Origin of the sequence: Paraburkholderia nemoris (genome assembly GCF_905221015.1) — a bacterium.
Classification (GTDB): domain Bacteria; phylum Pseudomonadota; class Gammaproteobacteria; order Burkholderiales; family Burkholderiaceae; genus Paraburkholderia; species Paraburkholderia nemoris.
This window is the reverse complement of the sequence record NZ_CAJNBO010000012.1, coordinates 32,256-51,589: the sequence shown is the minus strand read 5'-3', so window position 1 is coordinate 51,589 and position 19,334 is coordinate 32,256. Positions and strand designations below refer to the sequence as shown.

At 63.3% G+C, this 19,334-nt stretch carries 15 protein-coding genes; 8 read left to right on the top strand and 7 right to left on the bottom strand.

All coding sequences use genetic code 11. From position 1 onward, the window contains the following. Nucleotides 1-90: 90 nt before the first annotated feature. Nucleotides 91-1,089, bottom strand: coding sequence for a helix-turn-helix domain-containing protein (locus KHO33_RS19605; RefSeq protein ID WP_054034388.1), 999 nt, complete (start codon nt 1,087-1,089; stop codon nt 91-93). Nucleotides 1,090-1,274: 185 nt separating this feature from the next. Here KHO33_RS19605 and KHO33_RS19600 point away from each other — a divergent pair, with 185 nt between their 5' ends. Continuing rightward, complete coding sequence (locus tag KHO33_RS19600; RefSeq protein WP_200565150.1) at nt 1,275-1,907, top strand: cysteine hydrolase family protein; 633 nt, start codon at nt 1,275-1,277, stop codon at nt 1,905-1,907. Between the two features lie 4 nt (nt 1,908-1,911). On the opposite strand, the gene KHO33_RS19595 is transcribed toward KHO33_RS19600, so the two are convergent. Further along, complete coding sequence (locus KHO33_RS19595) at nt 1,912-2,589, bottom strand: TetR family transcriptional regulator (RefSeq protein ID WP_054034385.1); 678 nt, start codon at nt 2,587-2,589, stop codon at nt 1,912-1,914. A gap of 429 nt (nt 2,590-3,018) precedes the next feature. On the opposite strand from KHO33_RS19595, the gene KHO33_RS19590 reads away from it, so the two are divergent. Genes KHO33_RS19590 through KHO33_RS19580 form a run of 3 tightly spaced genes read left to right on the top strand, consistent with a single transcriptional unit; the run spans nt 3,019 to nt 8,998 of the window. Then, nucleotides 3,019-4,251 carry an efflux RND transporter periplasmic adaptor subunit gene (locus KHO33_RS19590; protein ID WP_054034383.1) on the top strand — a complete coding sequence of 411 codons (1,233 nt, stop codon included), beginning with the start codon at nt 3,019-3,021 and terminating at the stop codon, nt 4,249-4,251. 18 nt (nt 4,252-4,269) lie between these two features. Further along, nucleotides 4,270-7,479, top strand: coding sequence for an efflux RND transporter permease subunit (locus KHO33_RS19585; protein WP_054034380.1), 3,210 nt, complete (start codon nt 4,270-4,272; stop codon nt 7,477-7,479). Nucleotide 7,480: 1 nt separating this feature from the next. Further along, nucleotides 7,481-8,998, top strand: a complete 1,518-nt coding sequence (locus KHO33_RS19580) for an efflux transporter outer membrane subunit (protein WP_200565149.1) — start codon at nt 7,481-7,483, stop codon at nt 8,996-8,998. A gap of 239 nt (nt 8,999-9,237) precedes the next feature. On the opposite strand, the gene KHO33_RS19575 is transcribed toward KHO33_RS19580, so the two are convergent. After that, on the bottom strand, nt 9,238-10,647 hold the full coding sequence (locus KHO33_RS19575; RefSeq protein WP_054034376.1) for a nucleobase:cation symporter-2 family protein: 1,410 nt from the start codon (nt 10,645-10,647) through the stop codon (nt 9,238-9,240). Nucleotides 10,648-11,072: 425 nt separating this feature from the next. Between KHO33_RS19575 and KHO33_RS19570 the strand changes: the two genes are divergently transcribed. The 3 genes from KHO33_RS19570 (at nt 11,073) to fghA (ending at nt 14,876) form a co-directional block, all read left to right on the top strand. Further along, nucleotides 11,073-12,626, top strand: a complete 1,554-nt coding sequence (locus tag KHO33_RS19570; protein WP_200565148.1) for a xylulokinase — start codon at nt 11,073-11,075, stop codon at nt 12,624-12,626. Nucleotides 12,627-12,860: 234 nt separating this feature from the next. Next, a complete protein-coding gene (locus tag KHO33_RS19565; RefSeq protein WP_074282323.1) occupies nt 12,861-13,967 on the top strand; it encodes an S-(hydroxymethyl)glutathione dehydrogenase/class III alcohol dehydrogenase in 1,107 nt (368 codons plus the stop codon). A gap of 57 nt (nt 13,968-14,024) precedes the next feature. After that, on the top strand, nt 14,025-14,876 hold the full coding sequence (gene fghA / locus KHO33_RS19560; RefSeq protein WP_054034372.1) for an S-formylglutathione hydrolase: 852 nt from the start codon (nt 14,025-14,027) through the stop codon (nt 14,874-14,876). Between the two features lie 63 nt (nt 14,877-14,939). On the opposite strand, the gene KHO33_RS19555 is transcribed toward fghA, so the two are convergent. The 4 genes from KHO33_RS19555 to KHO33_RS19540 all read right to left on the bottom strand — a co-directional run bounded on the left by KHO33_RS19555 (nt 14,940) and on the right by KHO33_RS19540 (nt 18,222). After that, complete coding sequence (locus KHO33_RS19555; protein WP_200565147.1) at nt 14,940-15,722, bottom strand: metal ABC transporter permease; 783 nt, start codon at nt 15,720-15,722, stop codon at nt 14,940-14,942. Beyond that, the gene (locus KHO33_RS19550) at nt 15,715-16,680 is read right to left on the bottom strand and encodes an ABC transporter ATP-binding protein (RefSeq protein ID WP_200565146.1); all 966 of its coding nucleotides are present in this window, start codon (nt 16,678-16,680) and stop codon (nt 15,715-15,717) included. The genes KHO33_RS19555 and KHO33_RS19550 overlap by 8 nt, the downstream gene beginning before the upstream one ends. Further along, a complete protein-coding gene (locus tag KHO33_RS19545) occupies nt 16,677-17,651 on the bottom strand; it encodes a metal ABC transporter solute-binding protein (RefSeq protein WP_200565145.1) in 975 nt (324 codons plus the stop codon). Before KHO33_RS19545 ends, KHO33_RS19550 begins: the two co-directional genes overlap by 4 nt. A gap of 91 nt (nt 17,652-17,742) precedes the next feature. Then, nucleotides 17,743-18,222, bottom strand: coding sequence for a Fur family transcriptional regulator (locus tag KHO33_RS19540; protein WP_200565144.1), 480 nt, complete (start codon nt 18,220-18,222; stop codon nt 17,743-17,745). 310 nt (nt 18,223-18,532) lie between these two features. On the opposite strand from KHO33_RS19540, the gene KHO33_RS19535 reads away from it, so the two are divergent. Beyond that, entirely contained in the window at nt 18,533-19,315 is a 783-nt protein-coding gene (locus KHO33_RS19535; RefSeq protein ID WP_200565143.1) for an L-iditol 2-dehydrogenase, read from the top strand. Nucleotides 19,316-19,334: the final 19 nt, after the last annotated feature.

Here is a 19,334-nt window from a genome sequence, read left to right as displayed (position 1 = left end):
AATCCTGGTGGGTGACTACGAAACGCCGTCGACCACACGGCACTTGCGGTCCTTGAGTGCTCGAACCGCTTTTGCCGGTCTCACCCGCGCTCACACGCCGCGGAACTCCCGCCGCCACGCGGATGGCGAGGTGCGGAACGCCTCCGCGAAATGCTGCCGTAGCGAGGCAGTCGAGCCGAATCCCGCAATCCCCGCGATCGCTTCCACGGACTCATCCGTGCTTTCCAGCAACTGTTGAGCGCGGCCGAGCCGCTGCGCCAGCAGCCATGCGCCGACGGTCGTGCCGGTGGCGAGCCGGAAGCGCCGCGTAAACGTACGGCGGCTCATCAACGCGCGTTCGGCTAGCGTGTCGAGCGTATGCGGCGCATCCAGATTCCCGCTTACCCAGTCGAGCAGGCAAGAGAGGCGGTCGCCGCGCACGTTAGGCGCGACCGGTTGCTGGATGAATTGCGCCTGGCCGCCTTGCCGATGCGGCGGCACCACCAGCCGGCGCGCGACATAGTTCGCCGCCTGCGCGCCGCACATCTTGCGCAGCACATGCAGGCAGCAGTCGAGGCCGGCGGCGGTGCCGGCCGAGGTCAGCACGTTGCCGTCGTCGACATAGAGCACGTCAGGATCGAGCCGCACGCGCGGATAGCGGCGCGCGAAGTCATCCGCCCATGCCCAGTGGGTCGATGCCGGCCGCTCGTCGAGAATGCCTGCGGCGGCCAGCACGAAGGCGCCTAGGCACAGCCCGACCAGCTGGGCACCGCGTGCATGGGCTGCGCGCAGTGCGTCGAGCAGGGCGGCGGGCGGCGTCTCGTCCGGATCGCGCCAGCTCGGCACGATGATCGTATCCGCGTCGGCGAGTGCTTCGAGCCCATGCGTGACCGCGATCGAGAAGCCGGCGGTGGTGGTCAGCGCGCCGGGTTCGCTAGCGCAGACGCGAAAGTCGAAATCGGGCAAGCCGCCGTTGCTGCGGTCTTCGCCGAACACTACGCACGGTACTGAAAGATGGAACGGGCTGATGCCGTCGAACGCGACGACCGCGACGATGTGGCGGGGCGCGTCGTCGCGTCCGGCGGTAGAAGAGGTGGATGTAGCCTTCATTCGCAATCGCCCCGTGACATTTAACGATGATCCAACGATGGCCCGATTCTAGCGAAGATTGTCATTCGGGTCGCTATCGGCGAAATGGCGGCTGACGAACAATTCAGTCATCGCCGCTGTCTGCAGAAAGCCCATCCGGGCCGCGCAGCGCGAGCCCTAACTGCTTAACCGACAGGAGTCTTGCCATGACCGCACCCCGCCGCGCGCTGATCGTCATCGATGTGCAGAACGAATACGTTACCGGCGATCTGCCGATCGAATTCCCGGATGTGCAAACCTCGCTCGCCAACATCGGCCGGGCGATGGATGCGGCCCGTGCCGCCGGCGTGCCGGTGGTGGTCGTGCAACATCTCGCGCCGGCCGGCTCGCCGGTGTTCGCGCGCGGCAGCGAACGCGCCGAACTGCATCCGGTGGTGGGTGGGCGGGCGCATGATCACTACATTGAGAAGTCGCGGGCGAGCGCCTTTGCCAGTACTGATCTCGCCGACTGGCTGGCCGCGCAACAGGTCGACACGCTGACGGTCGTCGGTTACATGACGCACAACTGCGACGCGTCGACGATCAACCACGCATACCACGCGGGATTTGCCGTCGAGTTTCTGCACGACGCAACCGGCTCGCTGCCCTATGAGAACAGTGCGGGCTTTGCGAGCGCGGAGGAGATTCATCGGGTCTTCAGCGTGGTCCTGCAGTCGAACTTCGCGGCGGTAGCGAGTACGGAGCAGTGGATCGCTACGGTGCAGGGTGGGGCGCCGCTCGAACGCGGCAATATCTACACGTCGAATCAGACGGCGCGGGCGCGTCGGGTCACCGCGTAAGTATCTAGCTAGTCTGACCGGGCAAACGGGCGGCTGGTGCCGTCCGATTCCCGGTGCGTAACGCCGGACTCAGCAGCAGCGCATCGAACATCCCAGCGACCATCTGCTCCCCATGCTTGCCGAAATCAGTCGCATCCGGCAGGAACAGCATATCGCGCAGCGAGCCACTAACGAACGCGTGCACCATCGCCGCTGCCGTCTTCGTGTCGAGATCGGCGGGCAATTGGCCTTTGGAGATCGCATTGCGCAAACCGCCTTCGATCTTCTTCAGCCCTTCGCGCATATTGGTCTGATAGCGGATCATCACCGGTCCCATCTCTTCTACCAGCTCGCACTTCAGAAACAGGATGTCGAACACCCGCCGGCGGCGCGGGTCGTTGGCGGTGTCACGCAGGCAGACCGTGCAGATTTCCATCAGGCGCCCGAGCGGGTCGGGCTCATTGGGGTCTTGCGAGGCGGCCTTGAGTTCGTCCAGCGGCAGCAGCACGCGGTCGAACATTTCAGTAAACAGATCGCTTTTGTGCGCGAAATGCCAATAGATTGCGCCGCGCGTGACGCCGGCGGCCTGCGCGATGTCGGCAAGCGACGTGCGCGATACACCCTTCTCGAAGAAAACCCGTTCGGCCGCGTCGAGAATGCTGTTGCGCGTCTCCTGCGCCTCTTCTTTGGTTCTTCTGACCATATTGTGGTGACCTGCCCTGATTGTGGGGTTTTCCCGGGCGCTTTTAAGTACGCTCGATGACAATCTGTCTGCGGTTAAGCAATTTACGAAGCGATCTTGCAGGCCCCCTGCCTGCAAAGAACTAAACGCACTTTTACATGCATTCGTGGATGTATATATAATAGCATCCCACGATCGGATAGCCCAAGCCGTGACGACCGGTTAATATCCGTCACTGTTGCCTTTCAAAACGCTCTTGCGCCGTGCCCCGACGGGCGGCGCCGTGCGGCATTTCCCCGGTATGGCGCATTTCTCTCAGGATGCCCCTGCAGGTGCGGTTTGCATCCACGGGCTTCCGGTCACGCGTCGCAAGACGCATGTGTGCGCTGTCGTCCCCGGGGTAGGGATGCGCGCACTTTTTCATTCTCAGTCTTTGACAGAGGTCGCTCCATGCGCGTCGAACGGGTTCCATTCCGCTTAATCAGTGCCGCGACGGCTGCCGTATTGCTGGCAGCGTGCGGACCAAAACAATCTGCCCCGCCGCAACAAACGCCTGAAGTCGGCGTTGTCACCGTCCAGCCGACGGCTGTGCCCGTCGTCACCGAATTGCCCGGCCGCACCAGTGCCTTCCTCGTCGCGCAAGTGCGTGCACGGGTCGACGGCATTGTGCTGCGCCGCGAATTCACGGAAGGTGGCGAGGTCAAGGCCGGTCAGCGTCTGTACAAGATCGACCCGGCGCCCTACATCGCGACGTTGAACAACGCGAAGGCAACGCTGGCGAAGGCCCAGGCCAACCTCGCGTCGACTACCGCGCAAGCCAACCGCTACAAGGTGCTGGTGGCCGCCAATGCGGTCAGCAAGCAGGACTACGACAACGCGGTGGCCTCTGCAGGCCAGGCCGCGGCTGACGTGGCAGCCGGCAAGGCAGCGGTCGACACGGCGCAGATCAACCTCGGCTACACCGACGTGACCTCGCCGGTGACCGGCCAGATCGGCGTGTCGCAAGTCACGCCGGGCGCGTATGTGCAGGCGAGCGCCGCCACGCTGCTGGCAACGGTCCAGCAACTCGACCCGGTCTACGTGGATCTGACGCAATCCAGCCTCGACGGTCTGAAGCTGCGCCGCGAAGTGCAGGAAGGGCGCCTGAAGACGAGCGGTCCGGACGCCGCCAAGGTCTCGCTGATTCTCGAAGACGGCCGCACCTATTCGGAAAAGGGCAAGCTGCAGTTCACCGACGTGACGGTCGACCAGACCACCGGCTCGGTGACGGTGCGCGCGATCTTCAAGAACACGGACAAGGTGCTGCTGCCGGGTATGTTCGTGCGCGCGAAGATCGAGGAAGGCATTAACGACAACGCTCTCGTCGTGCCGCAAGTCGGCATCACGCATGACCAGAAGGGCCAGCCGACCGCGCTCGTCGTGAACGCCGAGAACAAGGTCGAATTGCGTCAGCTCGTCACTGCGGGCACGTACGGTTCGAACTGGGTGGTGGAAAGCGGCCTGAAGGCAGGCGACCGCGTGATTGTCCAGGGTACCGACAAGGTCCGCCCGGGCGCGCAGGTCAAGGCCGTTGCCGCGCAACTTCCCGCCACACCCGCTTCCGACGCATCCGCTCAGGGTGCGCCGGCCGCCAGCGGTGCGACGCAGACGGCTAAACCCGCTTCTGCTGCATCGGGCGCGTAATAACAGGGAGCCCGCTTCATGGCAAAGTTCTTTATCGATCGCCCGATTTTTGCATGGGTGATCGCCATTATTCTGATGCTCGCGGGTATCGCGTCGGTGTTTACATTGCCGATCGCGCAATACCCGACCATCGCGCCGCCGGCCGTGCAGATCAGCGCAACGTACCCGGGTGCTTCGGCGAAGACGGTGGAAAACACCGTCACGCAGGTGATCGAGCAGCAGATGAGTGGCCTCGACCACTTGCTGTATCTGTCGTCCACATCGGACGACTCGGGTACGGCAACCATCACGCTGACGTTCGCAGCCGGCACCAATCCTGACATCGCGCAGGTGCAGGTGCAGAACAAGCTGCAGCTCGCCACGCCGCTGTTGCCGCAAGCCGTGCAGCAGTTGGGCACCAAGGTCACGAAGTCGAGCAGCAGCTTCTTGCTGGTGATGGCGTTCGTGTCCGAAGACGGCAGCATGAACAAGTACGACCTGGCGAACTACGTCGCGTCGAACATTCAGGATCCGGTCAGCCGGATCGACGGTGTGGGCACGGTGACGCTGTTCGGCTCGCAGTACGCCATGCGGATCTGGCTGGACGCGAACAAGCTGACCAACTTCGGTTTGACGCCGGTAGATGTGCAGACGGCGTTGACGGCGCAGAACGTGCAGGTCGCGGGCGGCTCGCTCGGCGGCACGCCGTCGGTGCCGGGGCAGGTGCTGCAGGCAACCATCACGGAAGCCACGCTGCTCAATACGCCTGAACAGTTCGGCAACGTGCTGCTGAAGGTGAATACGGACGGTTCGCAAGTCCGTATCAAGGACGTGGCCCGTATCGAACTCGGTGGCGAAAACTACAACTTCGACACCAAGTACAACGGTCAGCCGACAGCAGGCTTCGGTATTCAGCTCGCCACCGGCGCGAATGCGCTGGCTACGGCCAAGGCAGTGCGCGCGAAGGTCGCCGAACTGTCGAAGTACTTCCCGCACGGCCTCGTCGTGCAGTATCCGTACGACACCACGCCGTTCGTGCGCCTGTCGATCGAAGAAGTGGTCAAGACGCTGCTCGAAGGTATCGTGCTGGTGTTCCTGGTCATGTACCTGTTCCTGCAGAACCTGCGCGCCACGCTGATCCCGACGATCGCCGTGCCGGTTGTGCTGCTGGGCACGTTCGCGGTCATGGGTGTCGTGGGCTTCTCGATCAACACGCTGTCCATGTTCGGGCTCGTGCTGGCGATCGGCTTGCTGGTGGACGATGCGATCGTGGTGGTGGAAAACGTCGAGCGGGTGATGCAGGAGGAGGGTTTATCGCCTCGAGATGCGACCCGCAAGGCGATGGACCAGATTACCGGCGCGCTGGTCGGCGTGGCGCTCGTACTGTCGGCGGTGTTCGTGCCGGTGGCGTTCTCGGGCGGTTCGGTCGGGGCCATTTACCGGCAGTTCTCGCTGACGATCGTGGCGGCGATGGTGCTGTCCGTGCTGGTCGCGTTGATTCTGACGCCGGCGCTGTGCGCGACGATTCTCAAGCCGATCGAAAAGGGCCATCAGGAAAAAACCACCGGCTTCTTCGGCTGGTTCAACCGCACGTTCAACAAGAGCCGCGACAAGTATCACTCGGGCGTTCACCACGTGATCAAGCGCTCGGGCCGTTGGCTGATCATCTACATGGTGGTGATCTTCGCGGTCGGCCTGCTGTTCGTGAAGTTGCCGAAGTCGTTCCTGCCTGACGAAGACCAGGGCACGATGTTCGTGCTGGTGCAAACGCCGTCCGGCTCGACGCAGGAAACCACGGCGCATGCGCTGAAGGACGTGTCCGACTACCTGCTCAACACCGAAAAGGGCATTGTCGAATCGACCTTCACGGTGAACGGCTTCAGCTTTGCCGGCCGCGGTCAGAACGCGGGTCTCGTGTTCGTGCGGATGAAGGACTACGCGGTGCGTCAGCACTCGGATCAGAAGGTGCAGGCGCTGGTTGGCCGCCTCTTCATGCACTTCTCGAGCTACAAGAACGCGCTGGTGTATCCGGTGAATCCGCCGTCGATTCCCGAACTCGGCACGGCTGCCGGCTTCGACTTCGAGTTGCAGGATCGCGCCGGTATCGGTCACGAGAAGCTGATGCAGGCTCGCAACATGCTGTTGGGCATGGCCGCGAAAGATCCGACGCTGGCTCAGGTGCGTCCGAACGGCCTGAACGATACGCCGCAGTTCACGGTGAACATCGACCACGAGAAGGCTTCCGCGCTTGGCGTGTCGCTGTCGGTGATCGACCAGACGTTCTCGATCGCATGGGCGTCGCAGTACGTGAACAACTTCCTCGATACCGATGGCCGGATCAAGAAGGTGTATCTGCAAGGCGACGCACCGTTCCGGATGAAACCGGAAGACCTGAACGCCTGGTACGTGCGCAATACGGCCGGCAGCATGGTGCCGTTCTCATCGTTCGCGAGCGGTACGTGGTCCTACGGTTCGCCGAAGCTCGAGCGCTACAACGGCATTTCGGCGGTGGAAATCCAGGGCGCGGCTGCACCGGGCAAATCGACCGGTCAGGCCATGACAGCCATGGAAGCACTCGTGGCGAAGCTGCCGGCGGGTATCGGCTACGAATGGACGGGCTTGTCGTTGCAGGAACGCCAGTCCGGTTCGCAGGCGCCGATTCTGTACGGCATCTCGATCCTGGTCGTGTTCCTGTGTCTCGCGGCGCTGTATGAAAGCTGGTCGATCCCGTTCTCGGTGATCATGGTGGTGCCGCTTGGCGTGATCGGCGCACTGCTGGCCGCTACGCTGCGCGGGCTCGAGAACGACGTGTTCTTCCAGGTGGGTCTGTTGACCACGGTGGGGCTGTCGGCGAAGAACGCGATTCTGATCGTGGAATTCGCCCGCGAGTTGCAGCAGGGTGAAGGAATGGGGCCGATCGAGGCCGCGCTGGAAGCAGCGCGTCTGCGGTTGCGTCCGATTCTGATGACCTCGCTCGCGTTCATTCTCGGCGTGATGCCGCTCGCGATCAGCAACGGCGCGGGCTCGGCCAGCCAGCACGCAATCGGTACTGGCGTGATCGGCGGGATGTTGACGGCGACCTTCCTCGCGATTTTCATGATCCCGATGTTCTTCGTCGTGATCCGCGCGAAGTTCGGCGGCGAGAAGGAAGACCCGGATGAGGCGCTCGCACACTACAACCAGCACCACCCGCATGATCCGCAAGGTGGCGGGTCCGCTGGCAATGGCTCGGGCAAGGACGGACATTGAGATGCAAAAACACTCTTTGATTGCAGTGGCGGTTGCGCTGTTCGCCGCGGGTTGCACGATGGCGCCGAAGTACCATCGCCCGGATGAGCCCGTGACGGCGACCTTCCCGACCGGCGGCGTGTACGACACGCAGCCGGGCGCGGCTGGCGCCTCGCGGACCGCGAACGGCCAGGCGGCCGCCGATATCGGTTGGCGTGATTTCTTCGCCGATGCGCGTTTGCAGCGACTGATCGAAATCGCGCTGAAGAACAACCGCGATCTGCGCGTGTCGGTGCTGAATATCCAGGCATCGCAGGCGCAGTACCAGATCGCTCGTGCGGCGCTGTTCCCGACGCTGGATGCCGCGGCGTCGCAAAGCAAGCAGCGCACGCCGAAAGACCTGACGTCTACGGGTCTCACGATCAGCAACACGTACTCGGTGGGTCTGAACGCGTCCTGGGAAATCGACTTCTTCGGGCGGATTCAAAGCCTGAAGGATCAGGCGTTGGCTCAGTACCTCGCTACCGCTCAGGCGCGCAAGGCCGCGGAAATCGCGCTGGTCTCGCAGGTGGCGAATCAGTACATGACGGTGCTCGAGCTCGACGATCTGCTGAAGGTGACGCAGAACACATTGAAGACCGCGGAGGAGTCGTACCGCATCACCAAGCTGCAGTTCGACAACGGCACGGGTTCGGAACTGGATCTGCGGCAGTCGCAGACGGTGGTCGAGCAGGCGAACGCCAACCTGCAGTCGCAGGCGCGTCTGCGGGCTCAGGCGGATAACGCGCTCGTGCTGCTGCTCGGCGAGCCGTTGCCGGACGATCTGCCACCGGGTATGACGTTGGACAATCAGAACCTGCTGACGGATGTTCCGGCGGGCCTGCCGTCCGATCTGCTGACACGTCGTCCGGACATCATGGAGGCCGAGGAGAATCTGCTCGCGGCCAACGCGAACATCGGCGCGGCGCGGGCAGCGTTCTTCCCGAAGGTCTCGCTGACCGGCAGCTTCGGCACGCTGAGTCCGACGCTCGGCGGTCTGTTCAAGCCGGGTTCGGCGGCATGGAGCTTCGCGCCGTCGATCACCTTGCCGATTTTCGAAGGCGGCCAGAACAAGGCCAATCTCGACCTCGCTACCGTGCAGAAGAACATCCAGATCGCCACGTATGAGAAGGCGATCCAGACGGCCTTCCGCGAAGTGGCGGACGCACTGGCGGCACGCGGCACGTACGATCAGCAGATTCAGGCGCTCGAGCGCAATACCTTTGCCGAACAGCGCCGGCTGGATCTGTCGGACCTGCGTTATAAGAACGGTGTCGACAGCTATCTGTCGGTGCTGACCGCGCAGACCGATTTGTACACGGCGCAGCAGTTGCTGGTGACCGCGCGCATGCAGCGTCTGCAGAACCTGGTCACGCTGTACCAGGCACTCGGCGGCGGCTGGATCGAACGGGCCGGCGAGCAGCCGCGTCCGGCCGATGCACCGGTCGATTACGGTGCGGCGAGTGCGCCGGTGGCGGCTTCGGCCGCGACTGCGGGTTGAGTCGGAGGACTGAGTCGGCTGGTTGGGCCGGTTTCAGTCCAGTAGCAGCCGGCGCGCACGAAGGGTTTCTGTTTCAAGGAAGCCGTCCTGCGCAGCCGGCAATAAAAAAGCCACGGCAGACCGTGGCTTTTTTATTGCTCCGATCAGATCTGATCGGAGCAACCCAACTCAATTCAACTCAACTTAGCACCCGCGCTCGGCGCGACCTCTATCGCGCGGCGTGGCTTGCAGTCAGCTGCTCAGTGCGCATCCACCGCACGCAGCATGTCGTCGGCTGGCGGTTCATTACCACCGCGTCCGTCGAAATCATGTCCGGCCTTGCGAATTTCGCACTGCGCCTTCTTCTCGCTCTTCACACCGTTGAAGATCAGGTTCAGCACGACCGCCGATACAGACGCCAGCAAAATCCCGCTATGCAACAGCGGCGAGAGCGCAGGCGGCAGCTTCGAGAAGAATTGCGGCGACACCACCGGCACCAGACCCATGCCGATGCTCACTGCAACGATGAACAGGTTGTGATGGTTCTTCACGAAGTCGACCTTGGCCAGCACCTTGATGCCGTTCGCCGCGACCATGCCGAACATCACGATGCCCGCACCGCCGAGAACGAATGCCGGCACCGAAGCCACCACTTGCGCCATCTTCGGGAACAGGCCCAGCAGCACCAGGATCACGCCGCCCATCGCGCAGACAAAGCGGCTCTTCACGCCCGTCACGCCGATCAGGCCGACGTTCTGCGAGAACGAGGTATGCGGGAACGAGTTGAAGATGCCGCCGATCAGCGTACCCAGACCGTCCACGCGCAGACCGCGCACCAGCGTCTTCTGATCCACCGGACGATCGACCATGTCGCCGACGGCGAGGAACATGCCAGTCGACTCGATGAAGGTGACGAACATCACGGTGACCATCGTCGCGATTGCGAGCGGATCGAAATGCGGCAGGCCGAAGTGGAACGGCATCACGATGCCAACCCACGGTGCGTGCGTGACGCCGTCCATGTTCACGCGGCCGAGCGCCAGCGCGATGATGAAACCCGCAACGATGCCGAGCAGCACCGAGATATTGGCGAGGAAGCCCTTGGCGAATTTGTTGATCAGCAGGATCAGCATCAACACGAGGAGCGACAGGCCGAGATAGACCGGATTGCCGTAGTCAGGGTTGCCTACACCACCGGCCGCCCAGTTGATGCCCACTTCCATCAGCGAGAGGCCGATCACCGAGATCACCACGCCGATCACCACCGGTGGGAAAAAGCGCAGCAGCTTGCCGACCGCTGGCGCGAGAAGGATGCCGATGACACCGGCCGCGATTGTCGAGCCGAAGATGTCGAGAATACCGAGCGAAGGGTTGGTGCCGATCGCGACCATCGGACCGACAGCCGCGAACGTGCAGCCCATGATGACCGGCAGACGGATGCCGAAGATCCACAGACCAAGGGTCTGAATCAGCGTGGCGATGCCGCAGGAAAACAGGTCGGCGCTAATCAGGAACGCGATCTGGTCTTTCGGCAATTTCAGCGCCGCGCCGATGATCAGCGGCACCGCAACTGCGCCTGCGTACATCACCAAAACGTGCTGAATGCCGAGCGTCAGCAACTGGCCCGCGGGCAGTCGCTCGTCGCACGGGTGAACCGTGTTCGATTGCATTTTGTCTCTCTCCACCATCTCGTTTTGGGATGACTCCAAGGTATGCGGAACGAAAAGCTGCAACAAGACCACTGGGGCCTATTCCGGCATTCCCGGTGACGATATGGATGAGGGCTGTTTGAAAGGCAAAAGAAATGCGTGGGCCGCACAAATCGGCCGTTAGCCCCTTGCAGCGGCGATGGGCGCTCAGACGTCGCGCGCGCCCGTGCTTACGGGATATGTGTGAAAATCAATGAGGTGTATCTCGCTCGACGCATAGTGCTGTTTTCGTGCGGCTCGCGGCGTGGCGGGGTTAACCCGCGATTCCGGGTTTTCAGCGCGCATTCGGGCGCGCTTCGGCAACCGCGCAGCGGTGACGGAAAATACGCCGTTCCAGGCACCTTTCGCGTGCTTGTCCCTAAGCTCAAATTGACGTCCTATCGCCCATGAGTTTTCTTGGCATCGACCTCGGCACTGGCTCTCTTAAAGTTGCAATCGTCGACCGAAATGGTCGCGAGCAGGCCGCGGCGAGTGTCGCGTATGCACTCGAAACACCGCATCCCGGATGGGCCGAAATTTCGGTGCAAACCTGGTGGCGCGCGCTATGCGAAGCGGCGGGGCGTTTGCCTGCCGGGTTGCGTCGTGACGTGCAAGCAATCGGTTTCTCCGGGCAGATGCATGGTGTCGTATTGATCGACGCCGATGGCGAAGCCGTGCGCCCGGCGATGCTCTGGCCCGACACGCGTGCGCTGGATCTGCTCGATCAGTGGCCCGCGCCGCAGCCGAATCCGGTTGCGCCAGGCATGGCCGGTCCTTTGTTGCGCTGGATCGTGCAGAACGAACCGCAGTCCGCGCGCAAGACGCGCTGGGCGCTGCAACCGAAGGATTGGTTGCGCGTCGCGTTGGGTGGCGCGGTTGCAACCGATCCCTCCGACGCCTGCGCGACTGCGCTTGCCGATCCCGCGGGTGTGTGGGATCAGGCGCTGCTCGAGCGGCTCGAATTGCCGCATGAATGGTTTGCGCCGCTTGCGCCGTCCTACGCGGCGGGTGGCATTCTGTCGACGGAAGCCGCGCAGGAGCTGGGTCTGCGTGCCGGCATCGTGCTCGCGATCGGTGCCGCCGATACGCCATGCGCGGCGCTTGGCAGTGGTCTCGCGAGCGATGGCGACGCGTTGCTCACCACCGGCACGGGTGGACAAATCGTCGTGCTCGCCGAGCACGCACCGCAAGCGGTAAAAGGCCTGCATCGCTATCGGGCCGCGAGCGATCACTGGTATCGGATGGCGGCGATGCAAAACGTCGGCGTCGCGCTCGAACGCGTGCGGGGCTGGTTGTCGTATGAATGGGTTGATGCTTATCGCGAAGCGTTTGGCGATGCGCTCGGCGGTGCGCCAAGCGCTGCGTTCGGCAAGACTTCCGGCGGCGCCGAAGGCAATGCGCCCGCGCATGCCGTGGGCAACGTCTATGGCAGTGCTCTCGGTGACGCAACGAGCACTATCTCCAGCGCAGCAGCAGGCCTGACTTTTCTGCCGTATCTCACCGGCGAGCGCACCCCGTGGCTCAATCCTTCCGCGCGTGGCGGCTGGCTTGGCCTCGCGCTCGACCACACGCGCGGCACGATGATGCGCGCCGCATTCGAGGGTGTCGCGTTCTCGCTGCGTGCAGGCCTCGACGCAATCCGCGCGAGCGGTGCGACGGTGACGACCTTGAAACTCGCGGGCGGCGGTTCAGTCGATGCGCGCTGGAGGCAACTGCTCGCCGACGCGTTAAACGTCGAACTCCATGCCGTCGACTGCCCCAACGCGGCGCCGCGTGGCGCGGCAATCCTCGGTGGATTGGCCAGCGGGCATTGGCACGCGAGCGACCTCGCCGCGCTTGCGCCGGGCGCGACGCGCGTTGCCGGACCGCAAGGAGATGCAGCACTCGCCGAACGTTATGCGCGCTTTCTCGATCTGTATGGCCGCGTCGAATCATGGTTCGGCGAAACGCCGCGTCGTTGAACAACGCGATGTCAGCTACAGACAATGCCGCGACGCACTTTGCAATACCATGACGGCTTTCGCACGCTAAGGTATAGGCCGGCGAACGATGCCGGGCGGCAACGACACTGTCCGTCCCCGGTCCGGCACACGAATTAACCGCGGAACAGCGAACCGCGAACCGCGACACCGGCACGCCGCGCGATATCTCACCGCGACGCGCCAGGCATTCACCGACTCACAGGAGCATTCACGATGAAAACCAAAGCAGCAATCGCATGGAAAGCCGGCGCCCCGTTGACGATCGAAGAAGTGGATCTGGAAGGTCCGCGTGCCGGTGAAGTCCTGATTGAAGTGAAAGCGACGGGTATCTGCCACACCGACTACTACACGCTCTCCGGCGCCGATCCGGAAGGCATCTTCCCGGCGATTCTCGGCCACGAAGGCGCGGGCGTGATCGTCGATGTGGGCCCGGGCGTCGGCACATTGAAGAAGGGCGACCACGTCATTCCGCTGTACACGCCGGAATGCCGTCAGTGCAAATTCTGTCTGTCGCGCAAGACCAACCTTTGTCAGGCGATCCGTTCGACGCAAGGCAAGGGCCTGATGCCCGATGCCACGTCGCGTTTCTCGCTGGACGGCAAGCCGCTGTTTCATTACATGGGCACGTCCACGTTTTCGAACTACATCGTCGTGCCGGAAATCGCGGTCGCGAAGGTGCGTGAAGACGCGCCGTTCGACAAGATCTGCTACATCGGCTGCGGTGTGACGACGGGCGTCGGCGCTGTCGTGTATTCGGCGAAGGTCGAGGCAGGCGCGAACGTGGTGGTGTTTGGTCTCGGCGGCATCGGCCTGAATGTGATCCAGGGCGCGAAGATGGTCGGCGCGGACAAGATCATCGGAGTCGATATCAACCCGGGCCGCGTTGAACTGGCAAAGAAATTCGGCATGACCCACTTCATCAACCCGAATGAAGTCGAGAACGTGGTCGACCATATCGTCCAACTCACCGATGGCGGCGCGGACTACTCATTCGAATGCATCGGCAACACCAAGGTGATGCGTCAGGCGCTGGAATGCACGCACAAGGGTTGGGGCCAGTCGTTCATCATCGGCGTAGCGGCGGCGGGCGAAGAGATCAGCACGCGTCCGTTCCAGCTGGTGACGGGCCGCGAGTGGAAGGGCTCGGCATTCGGCGGCGCACGTGGCCGCACGGACGTGCCGAAGATCGTCGACTGGTACATGGAAGGCAAGATCAATATCGACGACCTGATCACGCACCGTCTGCCGCTTGAGCGCATCAACGAAGGCTTCGATCTGATGAAGAAGGGTGAGTCGATCCGCTCGGTCGTGCTGTACTAATGCGGCGCTGATACGTCATTAATACGTCACTGACCCGGCACAGAAAGGAGCATCTCGATGCTTGAACTATTGTCGTCGCATGCCTGCCATGGCGGCGAGCAGCGGATCTACCGGCACGACTCGCAGACCGTCGGTCTGCCGATGCGCTTCTCGGTGTATCTGCCGCCGCAGGCTTTGCAGGCCAACGCGAACGTGCCCGCGCTGTTCTATCTCGCCGGGCTGACCTGCACGGAAGAAACCTTTCCGGTCAAGGCGGGCGCGCAGCGCTTCGCGGCGCAGCACGGCATCGCGCTGATTGCGCCGGACACCAGTCCGCGCGGTGCGGGCGTGCCGGGCGAAAGCGCGGCGTGGGACTTCGGCGTGGGCGCGGGCTTTTACGTCAACGCGACGCAGCAGCCGTGGGCGAAGCACTATCGGATGTACTCGTATGTGCGCGACGAACTGCGCGAAACAGTGCTCGCGAATCTGCCGGTGGACGGTGGACGTCTGGGCATCTTCGGGCATTCGATGGGTGGCCATGGCGCGTTGATGCTGGCGCTGCGCAATCCGGAGATCTATCGGTCGGTGTCGGCGTTCGCGCCGATCGCCGCGCCTTCACAGTGCCCCTGGGGCGTGAAGGCGTTCAGCGGGTATCTGGGCGAAGACCGTGAAGCGTGGAGGCAGTATGACTCGAGCGAGCTGGTCGCCCACGCGAAGCGCAAGTTCGCTGAGGGGATTCTGATCGATCAGGGGCTGGCGGATCAGTTCCTCGCCGAGCAGCTGAACCCGGATGTGTTCGAAGCTGCCTGCGAGGCCGCGGGTCAGCCGCTGACCTTGCGTCGTCATGCTGGCTACGACCACGGGTATTACTTCATCACGACGTTCATCGAGGATCACATCGCGCATCACGCGAAGGTGCTGCTCGGTTGAAATTCGCAGGGCGATGGCGGCGGCACGCAAAGTGTTGCCGCCAGCCGCCGCTTCAATGCCGCTTCAACGCCGCCTTAGCAAACTCCCGCCATACACCATCGCCGACAGCACGGTGATCCAGAAGCTCGTCGGCCAGTCGGTATAGAACGCCAGCGTGAGACCGAGCCACGCCTGCACCAGGGCGAACACGGCGGCGAGCACGAGACCGGTCGAGAGCCGCGTCGTCACGTTTTGCGCGGCGGCGGCCGGCCCGACCATCAGCGTGAACACCAGCAACACGCCGACAATCTGCGTGCACGCCGCCACGGCGAGCGCGGCAATCGACAGAAACAGCACCGACACCCTGCGCAACGATACGCCCTTGGCCTCGGCCAATTCCGGCTGCAGCGAAGCAAACAGCAACGGCCGCATGATCGCGGCGAGCGCCAGCAAACTGATGACGCCCAACGCCGCCAGCACGCCGAGTGTCGACGCATTCACGCCGAGCACGTTGCCGAACAGCAGCGCGGTGACCTGGGTCGCGTACGCGGTGAAGAAGTGCAGGAACAGCAAGCCGAAGCCGAGCGACAGCGACAGGATCACGCCGATCGCCACATCGCGTCCGGCCAGTTTCTCGCCGAGCGCGCCCATCCCGACGCCTGCCGCCAGCGTGAAACCGATCATCCCCCAGATCGGCGAGATGCCGATTAGCACAGCCCCGGTCGCGCCGGTGAAGCCGACGTGCGAGAGCGCGTGACCGGCGAAAGTCTGTCCACGCATCACCAGAAAATAGCCCACCACGCCTGCCAGCACCGCGACGATCCCCGACGCTGCGAACGCGTTCACCATGAAATCGTATTCAAACATCGTGCTTATGTCCGTCGCGTGAGTCGTGCTGGTGTGAGTGGCTGTGTGCGCCACCGTGGTCGTGCGAATGTGAATGGCCGTGCGAGTGGCTATGGCCGCCGTTCTCGTCGTGTTCGTGTTCGTGGTCGTGTTTTTCGACTTCGACGTCGCCCGACATCACGAAGATGCGGCCATTCACGCGCATCACGTCGATCGGTGAGCCATAGAGACGCGACAGCACCGGCCGCGTAATGACTTCATCGACGGTGCCGAGCGCGGCGACGCCGCTACCGAGATACAGCACGCGGTCGAGCGCGTGCAGAAGCGGATTCAGTTCGTGCGCCGAGAACAGCACAGCAATGCCGAGCTCCTGCTGCACGCGCCGCACCAACTCGACCACGCTCTTCTGATGATGCGGATCGAGGCTGATCAACGGTTCGTCGAGTAGCAGCAGCTTGGGGTTGCCGAGCAGGCATTGCGCGAGCAGCAAACGCTGACGTTCGCCGCCCGACAGTTCCGATAAGGGCCGCTCGGCCAGCTGGCGGCCGCCCACCAGATCGAGCACTCGTTCGACATCGGCGCGGGTTTTGCTGTCCGCATGGGGCAGGCCCCAGCGGTGTCCATCGGCGGCCATGGCGACGAAGTCGCGGCCGCGCACGCGACGCCCGGCCAACGCACTGCGCGTCTGCGGCATATAACCGATCGACGAGTTACCGCGCTCGACCGGCTGCCCTAACACGCGGATCGCGCCGCTCGCCGCCGGTACGAGACCGAGCACGGCGCGCATCAGCGTGGTCTTGCCCGCGCCGTTCGGCCCGAGCACGCCGATGAATTCGCCCTGATTCACCACGAAGCCGGCGTCGCGCAGAATCGTGCGGCCGCCGAGTTCGAGCGTGACGCGCTCGAGTTCAAGCACGGGCACGTTGCTGCGTGCGCCCGTCGATGCATTAGCCGGCGTGCTGCGGCCAGTTTCAGTCATTGGGTTTTTCCTTTGGCGGTGCTTGCCGCCGCATTCGCTCCGCTCGCATCGCCCGCAGCCAGCGCCGTGCCCAGCGCGTCGAGCTGCGTCAGCATCCACGTCTGATAGGTCTTACCGGCCGGTTCGGTTTCGGTGACGCTCATGGTCGGCACCTTCGATTGCTGCGCGAGCTTCAACATGCGTTTGGTCAGGGCCTCGGTTGCCTGGCTGTTATAGATCAGAACGCGTACGCGCTTTTCGCGCAGATCGCGTTCGAACGCGGCGATAACGGCCGCGCTTGCTTCAGTGTCGTTCATCGTCGCCAGCTGGAAGCGCAGATTGCGCATCGAGAGGCCGACTGCATCTGACATATAGCCGAACACCGGCTCGGTTGCCGTCACCGGCACGCCGGCGTAGCGGCCATGCAGATCGGCGACTTTGGCGTCGATGGGCTTCAGCGAATCGAGAAACTTCGCGAGGTTCGCATCGTACGCCGACTTGTGCGCCGGGTCAGCCGCGACGAGCGCCGCGCTCACCGCGCGCGCCACCTTCGGCATGGTGGCCGGGTCGTACCAGAGGTGAGGATTATCGCCGCTCTTCTTGCCTGTCAGTTCGGCGGCAACGATCGTCGCGCGATTCGAGCCCTTGGAAGCGGCCAGTAGCTTCGCCATCCACGGATCGTAGTCGGCGCCGTTGTAGACCACAAGGCTCGCATGCTGCAAGGCCCGCGCCGTCTTCGGGCTGGCTTCGAACAGATGCGGGTCCTGATCCGGATTGCTGAGGATGCTGGTCACGTCGACGCGATCGCCGCCCAGTTGCTGCACGACGTCACCGTAAAAGTTTTCCGCGGCCACCACCGGGATTTTCGCATCCGCGGCAAATGCGCCGTGGCTGAACGTGAAAGCAGCGGCGGCCGCCGCGCCGATGGCCACGGTCTTCGACAGCTTCAGCGCATGGCGCGCCCCGTTCAACATCGAGCCGAATTTCTTCATCGTTGTTTCCTGCTGCGTGAGAGTTGAATGAACTACAAACCTTAGGAGCGGTGCGCTTCGGCGTTCAGGCCGGCGCTCTTCATACCGGCGTTCATAGGGCCGCTCCAGCGGGCCGCGTCGCGCGGGCGCAGCGCGCGCACAGACCGCTTAGCTCGACCACCTGGCGATGCACCTCGAAACCGTGCGCCGGCGCGCTACGCGACAACTGTTGGGCAAGATCGCCGCCGGGAATCTCGACCGTCGCTCCGCAGCCGTCGCACATCAGAAACTGGCTGCGATGCGGCACGCCGACCTCGCAGCAGGCAAAAAACGCGTTCTTCGATTCGATCCGATGGACGAAGCCGTGCGCGAGCAGAAAGTCCAGCGCCCGGTAGATCGTGGTGGGCGGCACGCGCCCGCGTTGCGGCTCGAGCGCGTCCAGCAACTCGTAAGCGCCGATCGGCCGGTCGCTGGCGACGATCGCCGCATACACCTGACGCCGCAACGGCGTGAGCGAGAGCCCATGCAGCGCGGCGTGCGCCTCGGCATGGGCGAGCCGTACGGCCTGGTGTTCTGCAATCGATGTAGCCATCAGCGGACTCCCCGACGAACCTGCAAAGCTTCGGAGCGAAGCAAGGCCGCAATGATATAACGTATCTCGAATTTTTGTCAGCGGCTTGCGCAGAAAGCGACTTGGCGGTCTTCGATTTCTCGTATTTGTGCCGGTCGAAGCTGGAAGAGGGTGCGCGGTGGTCCTGCCGCGCTGCACCATCGAAATCTGGTCGAGCGCCTTGACATGACCCGGTCCGTATCCGATCATTCGATCACTAACAGAGCAATTGTTCGCGCAACGAGCGTTCGCTCACCGCGCCTCAAGAAGCGAAACGAACCGGAGACAGGCAGTGGCGGCACGATTGCAAGACAAGGTGGCCATTCTGACGGGCGCGGCAAGCGGAATCGGTGAAGCCGTGGCCCGGCGCTATCTGGACGAAGGCGCACGCTGCGTGCTGGTCGATGTGAAGCCGGCCGACAGTTTCGGCGACGCGCTGCGCGCCGCTTACGGCGACCGCGTGCTGACCGTCAGCGCCGATGTAACGCGCCGCGAGGATATCGAACGCATTCTCGCGAGTACGTTGGAGCGCTTCGGCCAGGTCGATATCCTGTTCAACAACGCGGCGCTCTTCGATATGCGCCCGATCCTCGATGAATCCTGGGACGTGTTCGATCGCCTCTTCGCGGTCAACGTGAAGGGCATGTTCTTCCTGATGCAAACCGTCGCCCGGAAAATGGTCGAGCAGGGCCACGGCGGCAAGATCATCAATATGTCGTCGCAAGCCGGGCGGCGCGGCGAGGCGCTGGTGTCGCACTACTGCGCAACCAAAGCCGCTGTACTCAGCTACACGCAATCCGCAGCGCTCGCCCTCGCGCCGCATAAGATCAATGTGAACGGCATTGCGCCGGGCGTCGTCGATACGCCGATGTGGAACGAGGTCGACGCGCTCTTCGCCCGCTATGAAAACCGGCCGCTCGGCGAGAAGAAGCGCCTCGTCGGTGAAGCGGTGCCGCTCGGCCGTATGGGTGTGCCGGACGATCTGACCGGCGCCGCCCTGTTTCTCGCGTCGGCGGATGCTGACTACATCACCGCGCAAACCCTGAACGTCGACGGTGGCAACTGGATGAGCTGAGCGAATCGCAGAGTGGATG

Excerpts from the sequence above, each read along its gene's own strand:
- KHO33_RS19605 (WP_054034388.1), bottom strand. The coding sequence starts at position 1,089 with ATGAAGGCTACATCCACCTCTTCTACCGCCGGACGCGACGACGCGCCC.
- KHO33_RS19600 (WP_200565150.1), top strand. The coding sequence starts at position 1,275 with ATGACCGCACCCCGCCGCGCGCTGATCGTCATCGATGTGCAGAACGAA.
- KHO33_RS19595 (WP_054034385.1), bottom strand. The coding sequence starts at position 2,589 with ATGGTCAGAAGAACCAAAGAAGAGGCGCAGGAGACGCGCAACAGCATT.
- KHO33_RS19590 (WP_054034383.1), top strand. The coding sequence starts at position 3,019 with ATGCGCGTCGAACGGGTTCCATTCCGCTTAATCAGTGCCGCGACGGCT.
- KHO33_RS19585 (WP_054034380.1), top strand. The coding sequence starts at position 4,270 with ATGGCAAAGTTCTTTATCGATCGCCCGATTTTTGCATGGGTGATCGCC.
- KHO33_RS19580 (WP_200565149.1), top strand. The coding sequence starts at position 7,481 with ATGCAAAAACACTCTTTGATTGCAGTGGCGGTTGCGCTGTTCGCCGCG.
- KHO33_RS19575 (WP_054034376.1), bottom strand. The coding sequence starts at position 10,647 with ATGCAATCGAACACGGTTCACCCGTGCGACGAGCGACTGCCCGCGGGC.
- KHO33_RS19570 (WP_200565148.1), top strand. The coding sequence starts at position 11,073 with ATGAGTTTTCTTGGCATCGACCTCGGCACTGGCTCTCTTAAAGTTGCA.
- KHO33_RS19565 (WP_074282323.1), top strand. The coding sequence starts at position 12,861 with ATGAAAACCAAAGCAGCAATCGCATGGAAAGCCGGCGCCCCGTTGACG.
- fghA (WP_054034372.1), top strand. The coding sequence starts at position 14,025 with ATGCTTGAACTATTGTCGTCGCATGCCTGCCATGGCGGCGAGCAGCGG.
- KHO33_RS19555 (WP_200565147.1), bottom strand. The coding sequence starts at position 15,722 with ATGTTTGAATACGATTTCATGGTGAACGCGTTCGCAGCGTCGGGGATC.
- KHO33_RS19550 (WP_200565146.1), bottom strand. The coding sequence starts at position 16,680 with ATGACTGAAACTGGCCGCAGCACGCCGGCTAATGCATCGACGGGCGCA.
- KHO33_RS19545 (WP_200565145.1), bottom strand. The coding sequence starts at position 17,651 with ATGAAGAAATTCGGCTCGATGTTGAACGGGGCGCGCCATGCGCTGAAG.
- KHO33_RS19540 (WP_200565144.1), bottom strand. The coding sequence starts at position 18,222 with ATGGCTACATCGATTGCAGAACACCAGGCCGTACGGCTCGCCCATGCC.